The organism is Streptomyces spiramyceticus, assembly GCF_028807635.1.
GTDB lineage: Bacteria > Actinomycetota > Actinomycetes > Streptomycetales > Streptomycetaceae > Streptomyces > Streptomyces spiramyceticus.
The window spans coordinates 1,611,719-1,628,024 of the sequence record NZ_JARBAX010000002.1 but is presented as its reverse complement, the minus strand read 5'-3'; the positions used below and the strand labels follow the sequence as shown (position 1 = coordinate 1,628,024).

15 protein-coding genes and 1 pseudogene are annotated in these 16,306 nt (G+C 68.4%); 6 read left to right on the top strand and 10 right to left on the bottom strand.

Going from position 1 to position 16,306, the window contains the following annotated elements; all coding sequences use genetic code 11:
* Positions 1 to 21: 21 nt before the first annotated feature.
* Complete coding sequence (locus tag PXH83_RS30840; protein WP_274564820.1) at positions 22 to 399, bottom strand: hypothetical protein; 378 nt, start codon at positions 397 to 399, stop codon at positions 22 to 24.
* Positions 396 to 983 (bottom strand): TetR/AcrR family transcriptional regulator, encoded by a 588-nt coding sequence (locus PXH83_RS30835; RefSeq protein WP_274564818.1) that lies wholly within the window; start codon positions 981 to 983, stop codon positions 396 to 398. Before PXH83_RS30835 ends, PXH83_RS30840 begins: the two co-directional genes overlap by 4 nt.
* Positions 984 to 1,075: 92 nt before the next feature.
* On the opposite strand from PXH83_RS30835, the pseudogene PXH83_RS32650 reads away from it, so the two are divergent.
* Positions 1,076 to 1,300: pseudogene (locus PXH83_RS32650) on the top strand (hypothetical protein); the annotation flags it as partial.
* Here the strand turns inward: PXH83_RS32650 and PXH83_RS30825 are convergent.
* On the bottom strand, positions 1,231 to 2,043 hold the full coding sequence (locus PXH83_RS30825) for a hypothetical protein (RefSeq protein ID WP_274564817.1): 813 nt from the start codon (positions 2,041 to 2,043) through the stop codon (positions 1,231 to 1,233). The pseudogene PXH83_RS32650 and the gene PXH83_RS30825 overlap by 70 nt on opposite strands.
* Positions 2,044 to 2,771: 728 nt before the next feature.
* A complete protein-coding gene (locus PXH83_RS30820; RefSeq protein ID WP_274564815.1) occupies positions 2,772 to 3,527 on the bottom strand; it encodes a hypothetical protein in 756 nt (251 codons plus the stop codon).
* Positions 3,528 to 4,447: 920 nt separating this feature from the next.
* Between PXH83_RS30820 and PXH83_RS30815 the strand changes: the two genes are divergently transcribed.
* Both PXH83_RS30815 and PXH83_RS30810 read left to right on the top strand, forming a co-directional pair.
* Complete coding sequence (locus tag PXH83_RS30815) at positions 4,448 to 4,912, top strand: HAD family hydrolase (protein ID WP_274564813.1); 465 nt, start codon at positions 4,448 to 4,450, stop codon at positions 4,910 to 4,912.
* 111 nt (positions 4,913 to 5,023) lie between these two features.
* Positions 5,024 to 5,884, top strand: coding sequence for a DUF2182 domain-containing protein (locus tag PXH83_RS30810; RefSeq protein ID WP_274564811.1), 861 nt, complete (start codon positions 5,024 to 5,026; stop codon positions 5,882 to 5,884).
* 311 nt (positions 5,885 to 6,195) lie between these two features.
* On the opposite strand, the gene PXH83_RS30805 is transcribed toward PXH83_RS30810, so the two are convergent.
* Positions 6,196 to 6,816 (bottom strand): DUF1326 domain-containing protein, encoded by a 621-nt coding sequence (locus tag PXH83_RS30805; protein ID WP_274564809.1) that lies wholly within the window; start codon positions 6,814 to 6,816, stop codon positions 6,196 to 6,198.
* A 454-nt stretch (positions 6,817 to 7,270) separates the two neighbouring features.
* Here PXH83_RS30805 and PXH83_RS30800 point away from each other — a divergent pair, with 454 nt between their 5' ends.
* Entirely contained in the window at positions 7,271 to 8,800 is a 1,530-nt protein-coding gene (locus tag PXH83_RS30800) for an APC family permease (protein ID WP_274564806.1), read from the top strand.
* A gap of 69 nt (positions 8,801 to 8,869) precedes the next feature.
* Here the strand turns inward: PXH83_RS30800 and PXH83_RS30795 are convergent, their stop codons facing one another.
* Both PXH83_RS30795 and PXH83_RS30790 read right to left on the bottom strand, forming a co-directional pair.
* Positions 8,870 to 9,568 carry a permease prefix domain 1-containing protein gene (locus tag PXH83_RS30795; protein ID WP_274564804.1) on the bottom strand — a complete coding sequence of 233 codons (699 nt, stop codon included), beginning with the start codon at positions 9,566 to 9,568 and terminating at the stop codon, positions 8,870 to 8,872.
* The gene (locus PXH83_RS30790) at positions 9,565 to 9,891 is read right to left on the bottom strand and encodes a PadR family transcriptional regulator (RefSeq protein ID WP_274564802.1); all 327 of its coding nucleotides are present in this window, start codon (positions 9,889 to 9,891) and stop codon (positions 9,565 to 9,567) included. Before PXH83_RS30790 ends, PXH83_RS30795 begins: the two co-directional genes overlap by 4 nt.
* Here PXH83_RS30790 and PXH83_RS30785 point away from each other — a divergent pair.
* Together PXH83_RS30785 and PXH83_RS30780 are read left to right on the top strand one after the other, a co-directional pair.
* Complete coding sequence (locus PXH83_RS30785) at positions 9,835 to 10,245, top strand: hypothetical protein (RefSeq protein ID WP_420803270.1); 411 nt, start codon at positions 9,835 to 9,837, stop codon at positions 10,243 to 10,245. The genes PXH83_RS30790 and PXH83_RS30785 overlap by 57 nt on opposite strands.
* Before the next feature lie 247 nt (positions 10,246 to 10,492).
* Entirely contained in the window at positions 10,493 to 13,180 is a 2,688-nt protein-coding gene (locus PXH83_RS30780; protein ID WP_274564799.1) for an ATP-binding protein, read from the top strand.
* Here the strand turns inward: PXH83_RS30780 and PXH83_RS30775 are convergent.
* The 3 genes from PXH83_RS30775 to PXH83_RS30765 form a co-directional block, all read right to left on the bottom strand.
* Positions 13,175 to 14,116: a GNAT family N-acetyltransferase gene (locus tag PXH83_RS30775; RefSeq protein ID WP_274564798.1), complete on the bottom strand. Its 942-nt coding sequence runs from the start codon at positions 14,114 to 14,116 to the stop codon at positions 13,175 to 13,177. The genes PXH83_RS30780 and PXH83_RS30775 overlap by 6 nt on opposite strands.
* Positions 14,117 to 14,126: 10 nt before the next feature.
* Positions 14,127 to 14,696: a dihydrofolate reductase family protein gene (locus PXH83_RS30770; protein WP_274564797.1), complete on the bottom strand. Its 570-nt coding sequence runs from the start codon at positions 14,694 to 14,696 to the stop codon at positions 14,127 to 14,129.
* 1,015 nt (positions 14,697 to 15,711) lie between these two features.
* On the bottom strand, positions 15,712 to 16,230 hold the full coding sequence (locus PXH83_RS30765; RefSeq protein ID WP_274564796.1) for a hypothetical protein: 519 nt from the start codon (positions 16,228 to 16,230) through the stop codon (positions 15,712 to 15,714).
* Between the last annotated feature and the right edge of the window lie 76 nt (positions 16,231 to 16,306).

The window sequence follows — 16,306 nt, the reverse complement described above, 5'->3', positions numbered from 1 at the left end:
CGGCGGTGTCCACTTCGGGCCTCACAATGTGCCGATTCCGGCCAGTACCGCCACAGGCAGCAGCAACATCCACTGCGGCAGCCGCAGCAACGGCTTCGACCAGTCGGCCGCCAAGGTCACCATCAGAAACACCACCGAGTAGGCGACGAAATGGCCGGCCAGGAGCCAGGCGATGGTATCGCCGCCGGGGCGTTCGCGCAGAGACAGCCAGATCAGCGCGGCGGCTGCCAGCACCAGGTCGGCCGTGACCATGTGCCAGACGGTGTGCAGAACACGCCGTGGCTCGTCCGGGAGGTTGCCGGCCAGCAGCGGTCGAACGACGTCACGACCGCCCGCGACGATGTGGACGACGGCGACCGCGGCGGCGGTTGTGCCGGCGGTGAGGAACCAGCCGTTCATCGGGCCTCGATTCCGCGGCCAACGATGGCGGCCAGTTGCGTGGCGAGCTGCCGCGTCGGGCGCTCGCCCACCAGCCCGACATGGAAGAAGACGGCTCCAGCCAGCGTGTCCAGGACCAGGTCGACCGGCACGCTGGGGTCGGTCTCCCCCCTCCGGACGGCGCGCTCGAACACCGCCACCAGAGACTCCTTGGCCGGGGCCAGGAACTGGGATCGGATGCGGGCCTGCAACTCCGGGCCGGCGGCGAAGTCGGCCAGCAGGCCAGGCAGGGCGGCAGCGGCGGCCGGGGCGGTGAACTCGTGGATGAGGGACTCCAGTAGTGCCGTCAGATCACCGGTCAGGCTGCCGGTATCCGGCACCGGAGCCGCCTCGGTCTCGGTGAAGACCGCCTCGTACACCAACTCGGCCTTGCCGGACCAACGGCGGTAGATGGTGTCCTTGCCGACGCCGGCCCGGGCCGCTACTGCCCCAACTGAGGTGGCGGCGTAGCCGAGTTCGGTCACCAACTCAATCGTGCTGGTGAGGATCGCCTGATGAGCACGAATGTCTCGGGGACGCCCACGCGGGGCGCTGGGATGCGTCATACGACTAACCATACGGGACGACCCGTATGGTTAGTCGAGTTCGCCGAATCCCCCGACCGGCCAACGTGATCCGTGCCCCTATGACCGAAGATCGCGCTGCCCATCTCTACTGGCGGCTGCTGGACGCATTGGCCTTCGCTCCTGACGCCGAGAAAGTCGCCGCACTCTGGCGTGAACCCGCGCGGGTACTGGCGCGCGCCTGGCGATCCGCGTGCTGCTGCCGGTACGGTCCGGCAGCAGCGTGCCGTCAGCGGACGTCGACGAAATCGCCCGCCGCGGTGGCGGTGCCCGTGGTGGATGTGCCGCCGAAGGTGTAGCGCCAGTAGCCGTCGGCGGACGCCGTGACCGTGGTCTTCAGTGCCCCGTTGGAGGAGGACGTCACGGTCTTGACGGTGGTGTAGGCCGAACTGTCCTTCATGCGGAACTGGAGCTTGACCGGCTGGCTGCCGTAGCCGGTGTACTGGTGCTTCACCCAGTCAGCGCGAGTGAGGCTGCCGGTCACGGTGATCGCCGTGCCCTTCGTCACCGGCTCTGGCGAGGCGTTGACGGTGACCTTCGCCCAGCGCTTCACAGGGACGCTGCCGGGGGCCGTCGTGAACTCCTCGGCCTTGAGGCTTCCGTTGGCATTGAAGAGACGCTTGGTGACGCCGATCTTCCAAGTGGTGGCGTCGTTGTTGGAGTCGAGGCGGTAGCGCGGGTCGATGTAGAGGTTCCCCTCGCAACGCGCAACCCGGTCACTCTCCTCGTAGCAGATGTACGACCCCATGTAGAGGCCGCCGCTGTCGGCTCCGTTGGCGGGCGTTGTGTCGTGGTAGAGGAAGGGGTTCGCGTCGTAGCGGGACGGATCGGCGGTGCTGTAGCCGGCCGGCAGCGAAATGCGGAAGGAGACGGACGGCTCCTTCACGTCCGTGGTCCCCACCACGATGGACTTGCCGCCGTTGACCACGATGTCCGACACGGTGATGCCGGTGGACGCGGCCTGCGCCGTAGGGGCGGTGAGCGCCGTCAGGGTCAAGGCCCCCACGAGCGCGGCCACCGTGCCAGGTCTGCCTGAGTTCATGCCTACCTCTTGCGTTGTACGGGATCAGAGAGAACCGCCCGCGGGACAGGACACCGCAGAGCGGGGGCGGGCAGGCTATCAACGGTACGAACGGATGTTCCCGCCCGGGTGATCATGCCTGTGCACTTCCGGCGCAAGCTGCCAACTCCGCCCGGTGAACAGCTCCCTGGGGCAGGACGTGTCCAAGCGGCCCGGCTGCTCCAGGCCGGCCTTATCGGCTACAACCGGCGCGGCCCCTTGTACGAGCATTCCTCCTCGAGGCGGAACGCGACGCGTTCCCCATCGTTGATCAGCGCGCAGTTCCCGCTCTGGCTGCAATCGTCCGCGACCGAACGCGGCGCGATGGCCTTCCCCATGCGACATCAGGGAAGGCCATCGGCATAACGTGGGAGCAGCTCAGGCGATCCGGCCGCTGCAGCGTGACATTCGTGGGGCACGCCCCAAGGCAGTGGACGCCGGAAGGGCTGCGGCGATCGTATGCCGACCCCTGATCTCGGTGACCCGGCCTGAGCGATCCTCCCGCGATGATCCCTGCTCAGGATGGGGGTTCGCCGTAGGCCAACTCAGGGTGCAGGTCTCTCGCCGGCCAGGTCGTGGATGTGCTCCACCTTCTCCTGCACGTCCCCGGCCGGTCCGGCCGGCGGCCGACGGCCAGCGGTGGGAGGTGAACCGGTAGGACGGCCCCCACCATCAGCAGCGGCGAGAGTCGTTCACCGACAGGGCTCGGCTCAATGGCTGTGGCCGTCTTCGTGCCCGGGCTCCTCGCTGGGGTGAGTGTCCTTCGTGGGCGTGGTGGGGTCGGAGGTCGGATCGGCGGTGCCGCTGCCGTGGTCACCGTCATGTCCTTCGTCGTTGTCCTTCTTGGTCTCGGCGTCACTGTGGCTGTGTCCCCCGCCGGCTCCCTCGGCCATGGCGGGGGCAATGTGACGCAGGCCCGCAAAGGTGAGGGCTGCGACGACGAGGACTGCCAGACCCATGAGACCGAAGATGCGCCTCCACGGCCTCTTGTCCTCCTTCAGGAAGTAGGCGACGAAGGACAGGACGATGCCCAGCGGTATCAGTACGGCACAGCGGTCCGGGAGGTCAGCGAAATGCTGCATGCCGCCGCTGAGCATGCCGAGACCGAACGAAAGCATCGTCGACGTGCCGAGCACCCGCAGCATGCGTGACAGGGCGGGCTTCTCGGTCGCGAGGATGATGTCGTTGAGGACCGTTGCGATCAGGAAGACCAGCACGCCGGATCCAGCGATCATCGAGTAGCGGGCCGGATCCATGGGGTGATGCACGACCGCGCCGCTGATGAGTCCGGCACCCACGTAGTAGCCGACGTAACCGAGGTAGCGCCACGGGAGGGAGGCGCCTTCCCTCTTCCTGGCGGAACGGCGGTGGCTGGGGGGCAGCTGCGGCGGGGCTGGGGGCGGGGTTGTGGCGAGACCGGAGGAGGACAAGAGCTGCTGGCCTTTCAAGGGTGGGTTCGGTGGCATGGGGGCTGATCGCCTTGGGGGCTCTCAACGCGACATGAGGATGTGCAGTGCGAGGCCGAAGGCCGGTTGCCTGGGAACAGCGAAACCTGAGGCCGGCCCACGGCTCCGCGCCGCTGTTCGCTCGGGGACACTCGGGGACAGCAGAAGGGCACTGGGCGGCATGGCGGATCCGCTGTCGACAGGCAGGGATGGGCAGCGCGGGTGTGCCCAACGAGTCGTCGACGATCGGAAGGCGCGAAGATTTAGATCCGTAGGACCGCTGAGTCCGGCAAAGGGGGAGACGCCCAGAGGGCAGCGGCAGGTCGACCGACGGTGTGTACATACGCGTGCGGAGGCCGAACGACCGGAGCCTCGCACGGCGCGGCTAGCGCAGCACCCTGCTCGGGCTGGCCGGACACACACTGGTGAGCCGCGTGTTCGGATTCCGGTGCATCGTCGTGGTCGCCGTGCCGCTGGTCGGAGTGTGAGCCGATCCCGTCGTGGCTGTGTTCAGTCGCACTGGCGTCCTGGATGGCCAGGGCCACCGAGCTGGACGTCCCGGGGTGGGCATGGCCTGCGGCGCTCTCCGCGCTGACACCGTGTGTGTACGCCAGTGCGAGGAGTAGTACGACCAGTGCCCACGTCCGCCACGGGCCCGCTGCGTGAGAGCGGGACCGCAGCACTTTGAGGATCGGCCGGGCCGCAACCATGGCCGGGAGCATAGCCGTACCTGGGGCTCGGCCACCAACCAATGCCTTGGACGCACTGTGACCTCGTGCCCTGGCCGTACCGCTTACCTGACCCTCTCCCCCACGCAGACGTACTCTGCCTCCGGGCACCAGTACCCCTCACCTCCACACGGTGCGTTTCTTCCTGGCCGAGCTCGCGATGTTCGACATCCCGGCCATCGTCGGCTCTCGCACAGCACCCAGGGCCGGGGCGTGACCGGGCAGGTCGAGGGACGTACGCTCCGTGCGGGGCGGGCCGCGTGGCTGGAGGAGCAGGGCCAGGTGCTGCCCGACGAGCTCGGCCGCGCACAGAAGGAGGCCGAGGCCGAGGGCCGTACGGTCGTCTTCACTGCCTGGGACTCGCAGATCCGGGGCGCGCTGGTGGTCACCGACACCGTCAAGGCGACCAGCGCCGAGGCGGTCGCCGACCTCAAACGGCTCGGCCTGACCCCGGTCCTGCTGACCGGCGACAACACCGCCGCGGCCCACGCGGTGGCGGCCGAGGTCGGCATCGGGAAGGTCATCGCAGAGGTCGATCCCGAGCTGCGGCTGCGCCGCTTCCGGCCCCTGCATCGCCGCTTCACAGCCTGGGCATGCCCTTCTGGACGTTCGGGGCGGGCGCGGCTGCCCTCCGGAAGCAACGTCTTTCCCCCGGTTTTGTGCCATCCGGTTCTGTGATCTGCTGGAAGTGTCTTCAACGTTGCTCGTCGCTCTCCGTGACGTGCCGCCGTCGATACGGCTCGGGCCGCCGCCGGGCTCTCGGCAGCGCGCGTACTTGGGAGAAGTGCCATGCCGCACGTCCGCCTCGCCGCACCGGCCCCGACCCGGCCGGGAGTCCTGCTGCCGACGCGCGATCTGGCGGTCGCCTGGACTCTGATGGTGCTGCTCGCAGCTCTGGCCTGGGTGCTTACGGTCGGCCAGTCCCGCGATATGGGGATGGAGCCCGGCACCATGGGCCTGGCGTTCCCGCTCTTCCTGCTGCTGTGGGTGGTCATGATGGTGGCGATGATGCTGCCGTCGGTGGCGCCCGTGGCCATCACCTGGGTGTGGGCGATCGGGCGCCAGTCCGCAGGCCCGGTCCGCGCGGTGCGGATCACGGAATTCGTCAGCGGCTATCTGCTGGCCTGGACCGGGTTCGGTCTGCTCGCGTACGGCGCTCTGGCGGCGACCGGCCGTCTGGTGGACGGCAACCCCGGGGCTGGGCGCTGGATCGGCGCCGCCGCGTTCCTGCTCGCGGGACTGCATCAGTTCGGGCCGCTGAAGCGGGTCTGCCTGCGACACTGCCGCAACCCGATGTTCCAACTGCTCCGGTACTCACGCTTCCGGCCGTGGGCCAAGGATCTGCGGGTTGGCGCGCATCACGGGCTCTACTGCGTCGGCTGCTGCTGGGGCCTGATGATCGTCCTCATCCCGCTCGGCTTCATGAACGTGGCGGCGATGGCGGGCCTGGCGGCGGTGATCTTCATGGAGAAGCTGTGGCGGGGAGGCCCCTGGCTCACCTGGGCGGTCGGTCTCGCCTTCCTCGTCCTGGCCGCACTCGCTCCGTTCCAGGACTGGCTGCTGCCTGGCCTGGAGATGTCCGATCCGTCGATGGACCAGATGGCGATGGATCAGATGGAGATGGATCAGATGGCGGGCCGGATGTTCTGAGAGCCTGCCTGCCGCCGCGCCATGCGGCCCGCCGGCAGCTGAAGAATCCCGCGCTTGAGACACAGAACGGCACTACGAAGTTGACGGCGATGCGTACGGCGGTGGCTGCCCCGGCTTCGCCCGCGGCGATGACGGAACCCTGGTTGACCAGGGACAATACGACGCCGACAAGAATCGCGATCGGTATGCATCGGGACAGTGACGCGCGCGAGAACACGGTCGGCAGCAGCCGCGGTGGCACCTGCGCGGGAGGAGGCATCCCTGTCCTCCTCCCGTGTCCGACGAATCCGGCGGGCCGGTGCCCTGCACATCTAGCGCCCTGTGGGCGTGCCCTCGGGCTGCTCGCTGGAGAAGACGTAGTCGGACTTCTCGCCGTACGCAGGCTCGAACGTCAAGCCGAAGGCTGTCGAGCTGCCGGTGGTGCGGCCCAGCGTGAATTCCGGTGCGAATCCGAACATCGCGTTCTTCATCGTGGTGGGTCCACCATCGGGCCCTCGAAGGGGCTCGAATTCGAGTTCGGTCTTCCCGCCGACCCGAAGTCGGGGCTTTTCGCCGTCCGTGATGGAGATGCTCGCCCGCTCCAGGCCGAGGTACTCCCCGAAGAACTGCGAGAGCTCGCCGAACGCGCCGCCTTCGCGCCCGGACACGATGCGCTCGAGCGCGTCGGCCTGCTCGTCACTGGCCTCCGCGTCGACGACCACGCCGACCTTCCAGTTACCGGCGGTCAGGTTGGAGGGGAAGTGGTTGTAGAGGGCGAAGTCCACGCCGGACAGATTCACGTCGTCCAAGCTGCCTTCGGCCACGTGGAAGGCGATGCACCCAAGGCATTCCTCACGTCCTTGCGCGTCGTGCGGCTTCGCGTCGACGGGGCACCCGCAGACCACTGCGCATGAGCAACCAGCCAAGTAGTTGCCGGAGATACTCCATGTCATGACTCTGCTCCTCATTCCTGGGCGATGGCCGCCGTCCGCCGGTGCGGACGACGCTGGCATCGGGAGCACCCGGTGGGGAACGTTCGGTCGGTGGAGCGGGTTTGAGATGCGCTGCGTAGCCGTGTCTGACCATTGCAGCGGCGGCGACGCGCGACGTGCTGCTGACCAGCGCAGGGAAACCGTGGGGTGTGAGAGATTCCATGATGGATTCCTCTCCGCCGGCACGCATTCCAGCCCGGGGAGTCTCTCCTCCTTCAAGGCTACGCGTTCGTGGAGGGCATCATCTGCCCTGTACTACGCCGCTTCGTCTCGTGAGTCGGCAGTTACGGACGAGCGCCGCAGCGATGCCTCCGGGCGCAACACACAGACGGTGAGCACTGCGGGCTGAACGCCACCGCTCGACGAAATACGGGACGTTCAGGATTCTCCCGTCGATATCAACCAGACTGGTGCGATGGAGCAAGGAGCCGCGCACCCCGAGGATCGCGAGGACCTCAAGGCCAAGGGCCTCAGCCGGAACAGCGTCGGCCTGCTCGGCGGCACGGTGATCGGTATTTCCACCGTCGCCCCCGCCTACAGCCTCACCGCCACCCTCGGACCGACCGTCAGCGAGGCCGGACTGCGGATGCCCGGCATCTTCCTGGCCGGGTTCGTGCCGATGCTGCTGGTGGCCTTCGCCTACCGCGAGCTCAACAAGGTGCTGCCCGACTGCGGCACCTCCTTCGCCTGGTCGGTCAAGGCCTTCGGCCCGAGCACCGGCTGGATGTGCGGCTGGGGCCTGCTGATGGCGTCCGTCGTGGTGCTCTCCAACCTCGCCGGGGTGGCCACGGAGTTCTTCTACCTCTTCCTGGGGGAGGTGACCGACAGCCCCGACGTCACCGGACTCAACGACAACAAGGCCGTCCACATCCTGACCACCCTGGCCTTCATCACCGTCGCCACCTTGATCAGCTACCGCGGCATCACCCTCACCGAGTGGCTGCAGTCCGTGCTGGTCGGCCTGCAACTGGTCGTACTCGCCCTGTTCGTCGTCATGGCGATCTCCACATCCGGCGAGGCCGAGGGGTCACTCGACTTCTCCTGGTCCTGGCTGGACCCGTTCGGCGTCGAGTCCTTTACCGCCTTCACCGCCGGCGTCACCCTGTCGATGTTCATTTACTGGGGCTGGGACACCTGTCTGACGGTCAATGAGGAGAGCATCGGCAGCGAACGGACGCCCGGCCGCGCCGCACTGCTCTCCATCGTCGTCATCGTCTGTACCTACCTGCTCATCGCCGTCGCCGCCCAGATGTACGCGGGCATCGGCACCAAGGGCACCGGTCTCGGCAACCCGGAAACCGCCGACAACGTCTTCGCCGCACTCGCCTATCCGGTCATGGGCTCCGGCATTGGGGTGCTGCTCTTCGTCGCGGTCCTGACCAGCGCCGCCGCGAGCCTGCAGACCACCTTCATCCCGGTGGCCCGCACCGCCCTCGCGATGAGCACCTACAAGGCCCTGCCGACGATGTTCGCCGCCGTCCATCCGCGCTTCAGGACCCCCGCCCGCGCCACCGTCGCGGCGGCCGTCCTCACCGGCTCCTTCTACACCCTGATGACCCTGATCAGCGAAAACGTCCTGCTGGATACTGTCTTCGCACTCGGCCTCATGATCAGCTTCTACTACGGGATCACGGCCTTCGCCTGCGTCTGGTTCTTCCGCCGCGAACTGCGGCACTCGTCGGGCAACCTGCTGATCAAGGGGCTTCTGCCGGGCCTCGGCGGCCTGATGCTCACCGGCGTGTTCGTCCAGACGCTGAGGGACACCTGGGAACCGTCCTACGGCAGCGGCAGCTCAGTCGCCGGCATCGGCAGCGTCTTCGTCATCGGAGTCGGCCTGCTGCTCCTCGGCGCCGTGATCATGCTACTGATACGGCGTCACAGCCCGGACTTCTTCCGCGGCGAGGTGCTGCACCAGGCAACGCCGCCTCTTGTCATGGATATTTGACGGTTTCGGCGCAGCCGGTACGGGACCGACGCATCCGGTCACGTCGGCTGAGGGACGGATGCGACGACGTCAGCCGCGCAGCCAGGAGACGGCGGGTTGCGTGGTGGGCAGGTGGGCGCAGTGACGGCAGGCGCGGGCCGAAGCTGCCACTGCCGCGTGCGAGGCAGCCGCGAGCACGCCGGCGAACGCGAGCAGTGGCCAGTTGGTGGCCAGGGCGGAGGCGGTGGCGAGCGCGAGCGTCGTGACCGCCATGGCAGCGCTGGCGGTGGTACCGGTCCAGGCGACCACGAGTGGCAGCCGGTGCGGCGTGGGCAGCCGGCGGGCGAGGGCACCGGTAGCGGCCAGCGTCGTTGCGGCGAGCAGCGCGGCGACGGTCGCGACTCCTGCCAGATGAACGGCCAGCAGCTGAGCCGTGCGCGGCAGCTGCCAGGCCTGATCTTGGTCGGTAGTCCAGGCCAGGTACCAGCAGGCGATCAGGAAGGGGGCGGTGAGCGCGACGGCCCGGGCAGTGTGGCGGGCCTGGGCGATGGTCAGTTCGCGTTGGCAGCTCGGTACAAGCTCGTCGACAGTCCCGAAATCGCGCACTGCTTGGTGGGCGGCGCGTTCGTAGGGCATTCCTTCGCCGGTGTGGGCGGCAGTCGCGTCCGTGAGGCCGTCGCGTATCTCCTCGATCATCCGGGCCTTGGCCCGGGCCGGTCCGTGCAGGGCGGCTGTCAGGGCCGCCACGTACTCCCCGATGAGGTCGGTTTGCCGACCGGTGGCGTTCACGTGGTCAGCCCGGGCGGTGCAGCGGGGTTCAGGACTGAGCCGATCGCTGTGGTGAACTCGCTCCACGCCGTTCGCTCGCCTGCCAGGGTGCGCCGTCCGGCATCGGTGAGCTCGTAACAGCGACGACGCCGTTCGCCGTCGGCTTGCCAGCTGCTGGTGAGCAGTCCGAGCCGCTCCAGCCGGTTCAGGGCCGGGTAGATCGTGCCCGTGCGCAGTTCGAGTACGCCCCCGCTGCGGCGCTGGACCGCAGCGATGATCGCGTAACCGTGGAGCGGGCCCGACTCCAGCACGGCCAGCAACAGTCCATCCAGGTGCCCTCGCACCGCGTCCGATCCGCCGGGATCGCCGCACTCCTGCACCGAATCTGCCGCGGCTACGCTGTCGCCGGTCTCGCCGTGCCGGTGTTCGGGATAGCCACCGGCGCCCAGCTCGGCGTGCTCACCGATGCCTGGCTGATCGCATCGCTCGCACTGACCGCGATCGCCGCGGCCCTCCTCGCCTTGGCCATCCTGCCCGGCCAGCAGCGCCTGCTCGCCGTGGCTCAGGACTTGCCCAACCGGGAAGCGGCGCGTCCCACGGCGGCCCGCCTGACGATGCTCACGGGCATCTTCAACGTCCTCTGGGCGGTGGTTGTCGTCCTGATGATCGTCCGCCCCGGCTCCACGACGGGTGCGTGATTCAGGTGCGCACACTCGGATCGCGGCCGGCGCCGAAGCCGTATCTCTCGCGGCCCTGCTGGGCAACCTGCTCAGCACACACACGCAAGCGGTCACGTCGCGGCCCGTTGCACCGCACCGCCTAGGACCGCCGCCCAGGAGCCATTCACATGTCCGAGGAGGAGATCATTGAGTTCCTCACCGGCTTGCCGTTGCACGGTCTCGCCGGACCTGAGGCGGAGTAACCGAAGCGTGAAAGCAGGGGGCAATGCTGCAAGGGCGAACCGTGGAGCGAGACCGGATAGACCAGATGCTCGTGGGCGCTCGTCGGGGAACAAGCAGCGCCCTGCTGATCCACGGTGAGGCGGGGATCGGCAAGACCTCGCTGCTCGACTACGCAGCCGAGCGGGCGGAGGGCATGCGCGTGCTGCGCGTCGAGGGCATCGAGTCAGAGATGGAGCTCGCCTTCGGAGGGCTGCACCAGCTGTTCCTTCCAGTGATGGACGTCCTCGACATGCTGCCGGGACCGCAGGCCACGGCCATGAAGGCTGTCTTCGGGCTCACCGAGGACGTGGTGCGTGATCGCTTCACCCTCGGCCTCGCCGTGCTCACCACGCTGTCGGAGGTCGCTGGCGAGGGCCCGCTCCTCTGCCTGGTCGATGATGCGCAGTGGATCGACCAGCCGTCGGTGGATGTGTTGACCTTCGCCGCTCGCAGGCTGAGGGCCGAGGGCATCGTAATGATCTTCGCTGTCCGCGACGGTGCCGGCGGCGCCGTCGTGAACGGACTTCCTGGGCTGCTCATCGAAGGCCTTGACCGGGCGGCAGCCGCAACGCTCGTCCGGGATCTTCCTCCCTACGTCATGGAAAGGATCATCGAGGAGGCGCAGGGCAACCCGCTGGCCCTCATCGAACTGTCCGCCGTGCTCACCCCGGCGCAGCGCGCCGGGCATCTGGGCCCGCTGGCGCTGCCCGAGGCGTCGTCCCCGCCGGCGAGCCGGATTCAGGACGCCTTTCTGGAGCAGATCGGCCGCCTTCCCGAAGCCACCCAGTTGATGCTGCTCGTGGCCGCCGCGGATGACACCGGAGATCTCACCCTGGTGCTGAGGGCCGTCGACCGGTTCGGCGCCGCAATTGAGGACCTGGAACCCGCCGAACGCTCCGGGCTCGTATTCCTGTCCGGGGCGGGGGTGCGCTTCCGGCACCCGCTGGTCCGATACGCCGCCTATCAGGAGGCCCCGCTCGTCAGGCGCATCGCCGCTCACAAGGCGCTGGCGGAGGTGCTGGATACCGTCAAGGACGCGCACCGGCGGGCCTGGCACCTGGCTGCTGCGTCGACGGGTCCGGACGAACGGGTCGCCGACGAACTCGAGAGAGTTGCCGAGTGGGCCGGCAGCAGACAGGCGATGGCGTCCGCGTCCGCCGCCTATGAACGTGCCGCCCAGCTCACGGCGGACCCGCAAAGGCGCGCGCGCCGCCTCATCTGCGCTGCTCAGAAGGCCAGTGAAGCCGGTCAGGACGAGCGGTGCGGCGCCCTGGCCGACCAGGTGACGCTTCCTCTCCACGATCCGGGCCTGACAGCGAGCTTCGCCCGCGTACGGGCAGTCGTCGAGCTGGGTTACGGCAGGCCGGAAACCGCCGGTCGCATCTTGGTCGAATGCGCAGACCTCATCGGCCCCAGCAGCCCCGGCGAACTTGCCTCTCTTCTGGTCGACGCGATCCACGCGGCCTTGTCCTCAGGCAACGCCGACCTGATCGCCGAGGTCGGGGCCCACGCCCCGGACCTGGCCGTACTCGCCGTACCCGCTCGTCTGTTCGCCGGAGACGTACCCGGCTCGCTCGACGCCCTTCATGACCTCGTGCGAATCAGCCGTTATCCCGATGCCGCGTTCATGGACCGGCTGATGACTGGCATTTACTTCCAACTGGTCGCGGACCATGCGGCGGCGTACGAGGTCGCCGTCGCGTCGGTCGCCCAGTGCCGGGAGCAAGGCATCGGCGGGTGGCTGCCCACGACGCTGCACCTGCTCGCCCAGGCGGAGCTTGCGCTCGGCCGACACGATGAGGCGTACGCGCATGCCACCGAGGGACTGCGGCTTGCCGAGTACTACGATCTGGCGCACCGAGCCTCCCACCTGCGGGCCGCCCTGGCGACGCCGGCCGCCGTCCAGGGATTGGATGAGCAGTGCCGCAAGCTGGCGGAGGAAGCCCTGGAATACACGCGTCCGCGCGACGTCGGACGGGGTACGGCGGACGCCCTGTGGGCGCTGGGATTGCTTGAGCTCGGCCTCGGGCGGGCGGATGCGGCTCTGGAGCTGCTGGAATCGGCGCAGAAGGAAGTGGGCCATCCGCTGTTGGCCCTGTTCCTGCTGCCCGATCTTGTCGAGGCGGCAGTGCGTGCCGGCCGTCCCGAGCGGGCGATGGAACCAACGCGTCTACTGGGGGAATGGGCGACCGCCGCACATCAGTCGGCCCTCACTGCCCTGACCCGCCGCTGTCTGGCCCTGACCAGTGCGGATGAGGAGGCCGAACCGCACTTCGCGACAGCCGTGCGCCTCCACGAGGGCGGCAGCGACTTCGAACGGGCCCGCACCGAGCTGCTTTACGGGGAGTGGCTGCGCCGCCTGCGGCGCAAGATCGATGCCCGCGACCACCTGCGTGAGGCGCTGGAGACCTTCGAGAAGCTCGGCGCCCGGCCTTGGGCCGACCGGGCTCGGGCGGAACTGCGGGCCGCAGGCGAGAGCGCTGCTCCGACCGGTCTTGCGGACGGACGGATCAGCCGGTTGAGCCCGCAGGAGCGCGAGGTCGTACGGCTGGCCGCCACCGGCGCAACCAACCGTGAGATCGCCACGCAGCTGTTTCTGAGTCACCGCACGGTCGGGCACCACCTGTACCGCGCCTTCCCCAAGCTGGGCATCACGTCCCGCAATGAACTCGCCGCGCTACTGGGCTCATGACTCGGGCGCCGAGTAGATCATCCGGATCTGGGCGGTCCGGTAGCCGGCTCGGGCGAAGGCCGCGGCCATCGGCGCGTTGCCCGTGTCCGTGGTGGCCGTGATCAGCTCGGCGCCCGACTCCGCGTGGACACGGGTGATCTCGGCGAGTACGTCGTCGACGTAACCGCGGCCGCGCAACTCGGGGACGACGCCCAGGTAGCCGACGTTGCGGTTGTACGGTGTCGCCGACGGGATCGCCAGCCCCGCGACCTGCCCTGCAGGAGTGCGGGCCAGGCGCCACCACTCGCGCTTGCCCGGGCAGCCGAGGTAGAAGTCCATCTCTTCCCGTGCCGTGGCCTCGGCACCCTTGGCGGCCAGGTTCCTGCGGGTCTCGCGGTCCAGGCTGCCCACGGCGATCCGCTGGAACACCTGGAGGAACTCCTCGTCCGAGGCTTCGGCGAAGGTGAGCCGGCCGTCGGCGGCCGGGACGCCGGCGTCGGGTGTCCACTCCAGACGCAGCCGCTCCACCTCCTCGGTGAGCCCGGCCGCCAGCGCGGCATCGCGCCGCCAGGCCAGGGCTGCCGCGACGGCCGGGTCCTCGCGCCAGCCATACGGCAATGTCAGGTTGTAGAGCGGCAGTTTGCTCGCGCCCTGCTCGGCGAAGGCCTTCAGACTCGTGGTCAGCAGCTCGGCCGCGACCGCCGCACGGTCGGCGACGCAGGCATCGACGTACAGACAGTCCAACGCGATTGGGTGCTCACTGCGCGACTGTCCCCACCACAGGGCCCGGGCCACCACCCGGCCGCCGTCTTCGGCGATCCAGGTCCACTCGGGCCGGTACATCCCCTGCGCCAGTTCATCGAGATAGCGGTCGGCGGGGATCCAGCTGATGGGTTCGTCGACCGTCACGGCGGTCACGCGATCGAGGTCGGCCTCGGTCATGGAACGAAACAACATGGGGGTCTCCTCAGTTCTTGACGTAAGTCGTGATCGTCGCGCCGGTGTTGAAGACCCGGTAGTCGGTCGGCGAGAACGTGGTCAGGTCGAAGGAAGCGTGGAACAGAGGGATACCGGAACCGATGACCACCGGGTAGCGCTTGATGACCAGCTCGTCGATCTCGCCCATCAACTGCCCGGCCAGCGTGGCGCCGCCACACAGCCAGATGTCCATCCCCTCCTGCCGCTTGAGCCGGCGGACAAACTCCACAGGGTCACCGGAGACGATCTCCACCTGGGGGTCGAGCTGGGTCAGCGTGCGGGAAAACACATACTGCGTGAGGTGCGGGTAGGGGCTGGTGACGCCGATCGCCAGACCGGGCCCATAAGTGCCGCGACCCATCAGGACCGTGTCGAATTTCTTGTTCGCCGTACCAGCGACGCCCAGCAACTCGCGTGCCTGGACCGGCATGGTCTCGGGATATTCAGCGAGAATCACGGCCGCAAGATCTCCCTCGAAAGCGAAGAAGTCGAACTGCCCCTCCGGACCTGCGATGAAGCCGTCGATGCTGGAACCGATGTAGTAAGTGAGCTTGCGCATGCAGAGGCCGCTTTCGACAGATTGATGACGAAGCGACGGCCGATGACCGCCGCTGCCCGCTCCGCAACGGAAGCGGGGACGTCATCGACGGTAGGTCGGGCCACGCAGAACCGGCATCGGTCACTCCGACTTAAGATGACGGGGCTGGGCCGTACGGGACTTGGGCATGGGACCCTCAGGCTCTGCAACTGGCGCTCGGTCGGGGCCTCCTGAGCGCCTACCGGCGGGCCAGTCGGGCGATGTAAATCGCCGCCGCCCCCAGCAGCTGGAACTTCGCCGGCACCTCTACCACTCCGGCGGCGAAGGCCGCGGGCGACTACGTCGACGTGCTCTGACACCTTCCGCTCTGCAGCCCCTCCGTCTCCCGCCCTCAGCAGGGCGTGGGGCTCGGCTTCTGACCCAGGCGGCAGCCAGGTCGGGTTCCACCGCAACGTATTCCAGTCACAACCCTGTCGCATGGCTGAAACCAGTGCGATGCTGTGACGGCGGTGATCCTCCTTCCCCCGGAGATCCCCACCCTGGCCCCCGCCCGTGTCCTGCCACGTGGCCGGGGCAACGTGGCCCCTCCCAGCCTCCCCCCCCCAAGGGAGGGGCCGAGCAGGTCATGGCAGAGCTGCCAACTGAGGCAGCGCAGTGGGCACCTGTACCGCTCCGTCGTCACAAGCGCCCGCCCTGGGGGCGTCACCAGCGGGATGGCATAAATGCCCACGGTCAGGCTGACGAGTCAAGGGCGGGCGGCGGCCTGGGCCGGTGTGACGCCGCCTCTTGGACCGTGAGGTGACGCCGCGCGCAAGTGGACGCGGCGTAGCTGCAAGGAGGGCCTGAGGAGCAGGGCCCTCACAACGCAGGCCCGCGGGGGCGGACATGCTGCGCTGCTTTACGCAGCTGGCCAGTGGGACCTTGCTCTGGCTTCCTTCCCGACGCGCTGATCGACGTCAGTCCCACCGGGGCGCGGTCCACACGTTGCTCGGCACGCAGCACAGACCCCAAGGCTCGACTTCTCCATTGGGAGGCCTTACACGTCAATGAGGGCCCAACGGCGGCGGCCGCCGTCCTCCTGGTCGGTGTCCACTCCGCATGAGACCACGCCCAACGCCGCGAGTTCCGCAAGAAGCATGTCGTCGAGAGGCGCGTGCCCGGGCTGATGGCTCAGGACAAGAATGAGGGCTTTGTTGTCCTGGTCGGCGAGGTGGAGACTGATGCGGCTTCCTCCGTCTTCAAGAGCTGCGGTGACCAGCCGGGCCGCGAGCTCTCCCGCAGTGTGCTCCTCGCCGATCCGGTAACCCCATGACCGCAGCTTGTCGACGGTGTTCCCGCCCGCCTTCGGGGCGGACCACTTGGCTGCCTCGTAAGTCCAGTTCGCGGCGCGGCGGTTCGAAATCCGCGCCCGCAGTCTGGGCTGGACGATCAACGCGGTCTCTGCGTCGGCCTGGTTCTCCGGGCGTGGCGGCTCGACTGGCTTCTTGGGCGGAGGAGGCGTCCGGGGCGGGTAGTCAGGGCGATGCCCCTCCTCGAAGTCCTGAGGTGATGTCACAGCGGCCTCCCCGGGGTGGGCGCGGCCGCGGGCGGCCGTGCCCACCATCGTAGGCGCGCGGGTGGCTGCCGTTCGC

Coding starts and splice junctions, on each gene's coding strand:
- PXH83_RS30810 (WP_274564811.1), top strand. CDS start 5,024: ATGCCGCACGTCCGCCTCGCCGCACCGGCCCCGACCCGGCCGGGAGTC.
- PXH83_RS30805 (WP_274564809.1), bottom strand. CDS start 6,816: ATGACATGGAGTATCTCCGGCAACTACTTGGCTGGTTGCTCATGCGCA.
- PXH83_RS30835 (WP_274564818.1), bottom strand. CDS start 983: ATGACGCATCCCAGCGCCCCGCGTGGGCGTCCCCGAGACATTCGTGCT.
- PXH83_RS30825 (WP_274564817.1), bottom strand. CDS start 2,043: ATGAACTCAGGCAGACCTGGCACGGTGGCCGCGCTCGTGGGGGCCTTG.
- PXH83_RS30840 (WP_274564820.1), bottom strand. CDS start 399: ATGAACGGCTGGTTCCTCACCGCCGGCACAACCGCCGCCGCGGTCGCC.
- PXH83_RS30775 (WP_274564798.1), bottom strand. CDS start 14,116: ATGTTGTTTCGTTCCATGACCGAGGCCGACCTCGATCGCGTGACCGCC.
- PXH83_RS30820 (WP_274564815.1), bottom strand. CDS start 3,527: ATGCCACCGAACCCACCCTTGAAAGGCCAGCAGCTCTTGTCCTCCTCC.
- PXH83_RS30770 (WP_274564797.1), bottom strand. CDS start 14,696: ATGCGCAAGCTCACTTACTACATCGGTTCCAGCATCGACGGCTTCATC.
- PXH83_RS30800 (WP_274564806.1), top strand. CDS start 7,271: ATGGAGCAAGGAGCCGCGCACCCCGAGGATCGCGAGGACCTCAAGGCC.
- PXH83_RS30780 (WP_274564799.1), top strand. CDS start 10,493: ATGCTGCAAGGGCGAACCGTGGAGCGAGACCGGATAGACCAGATGCTC.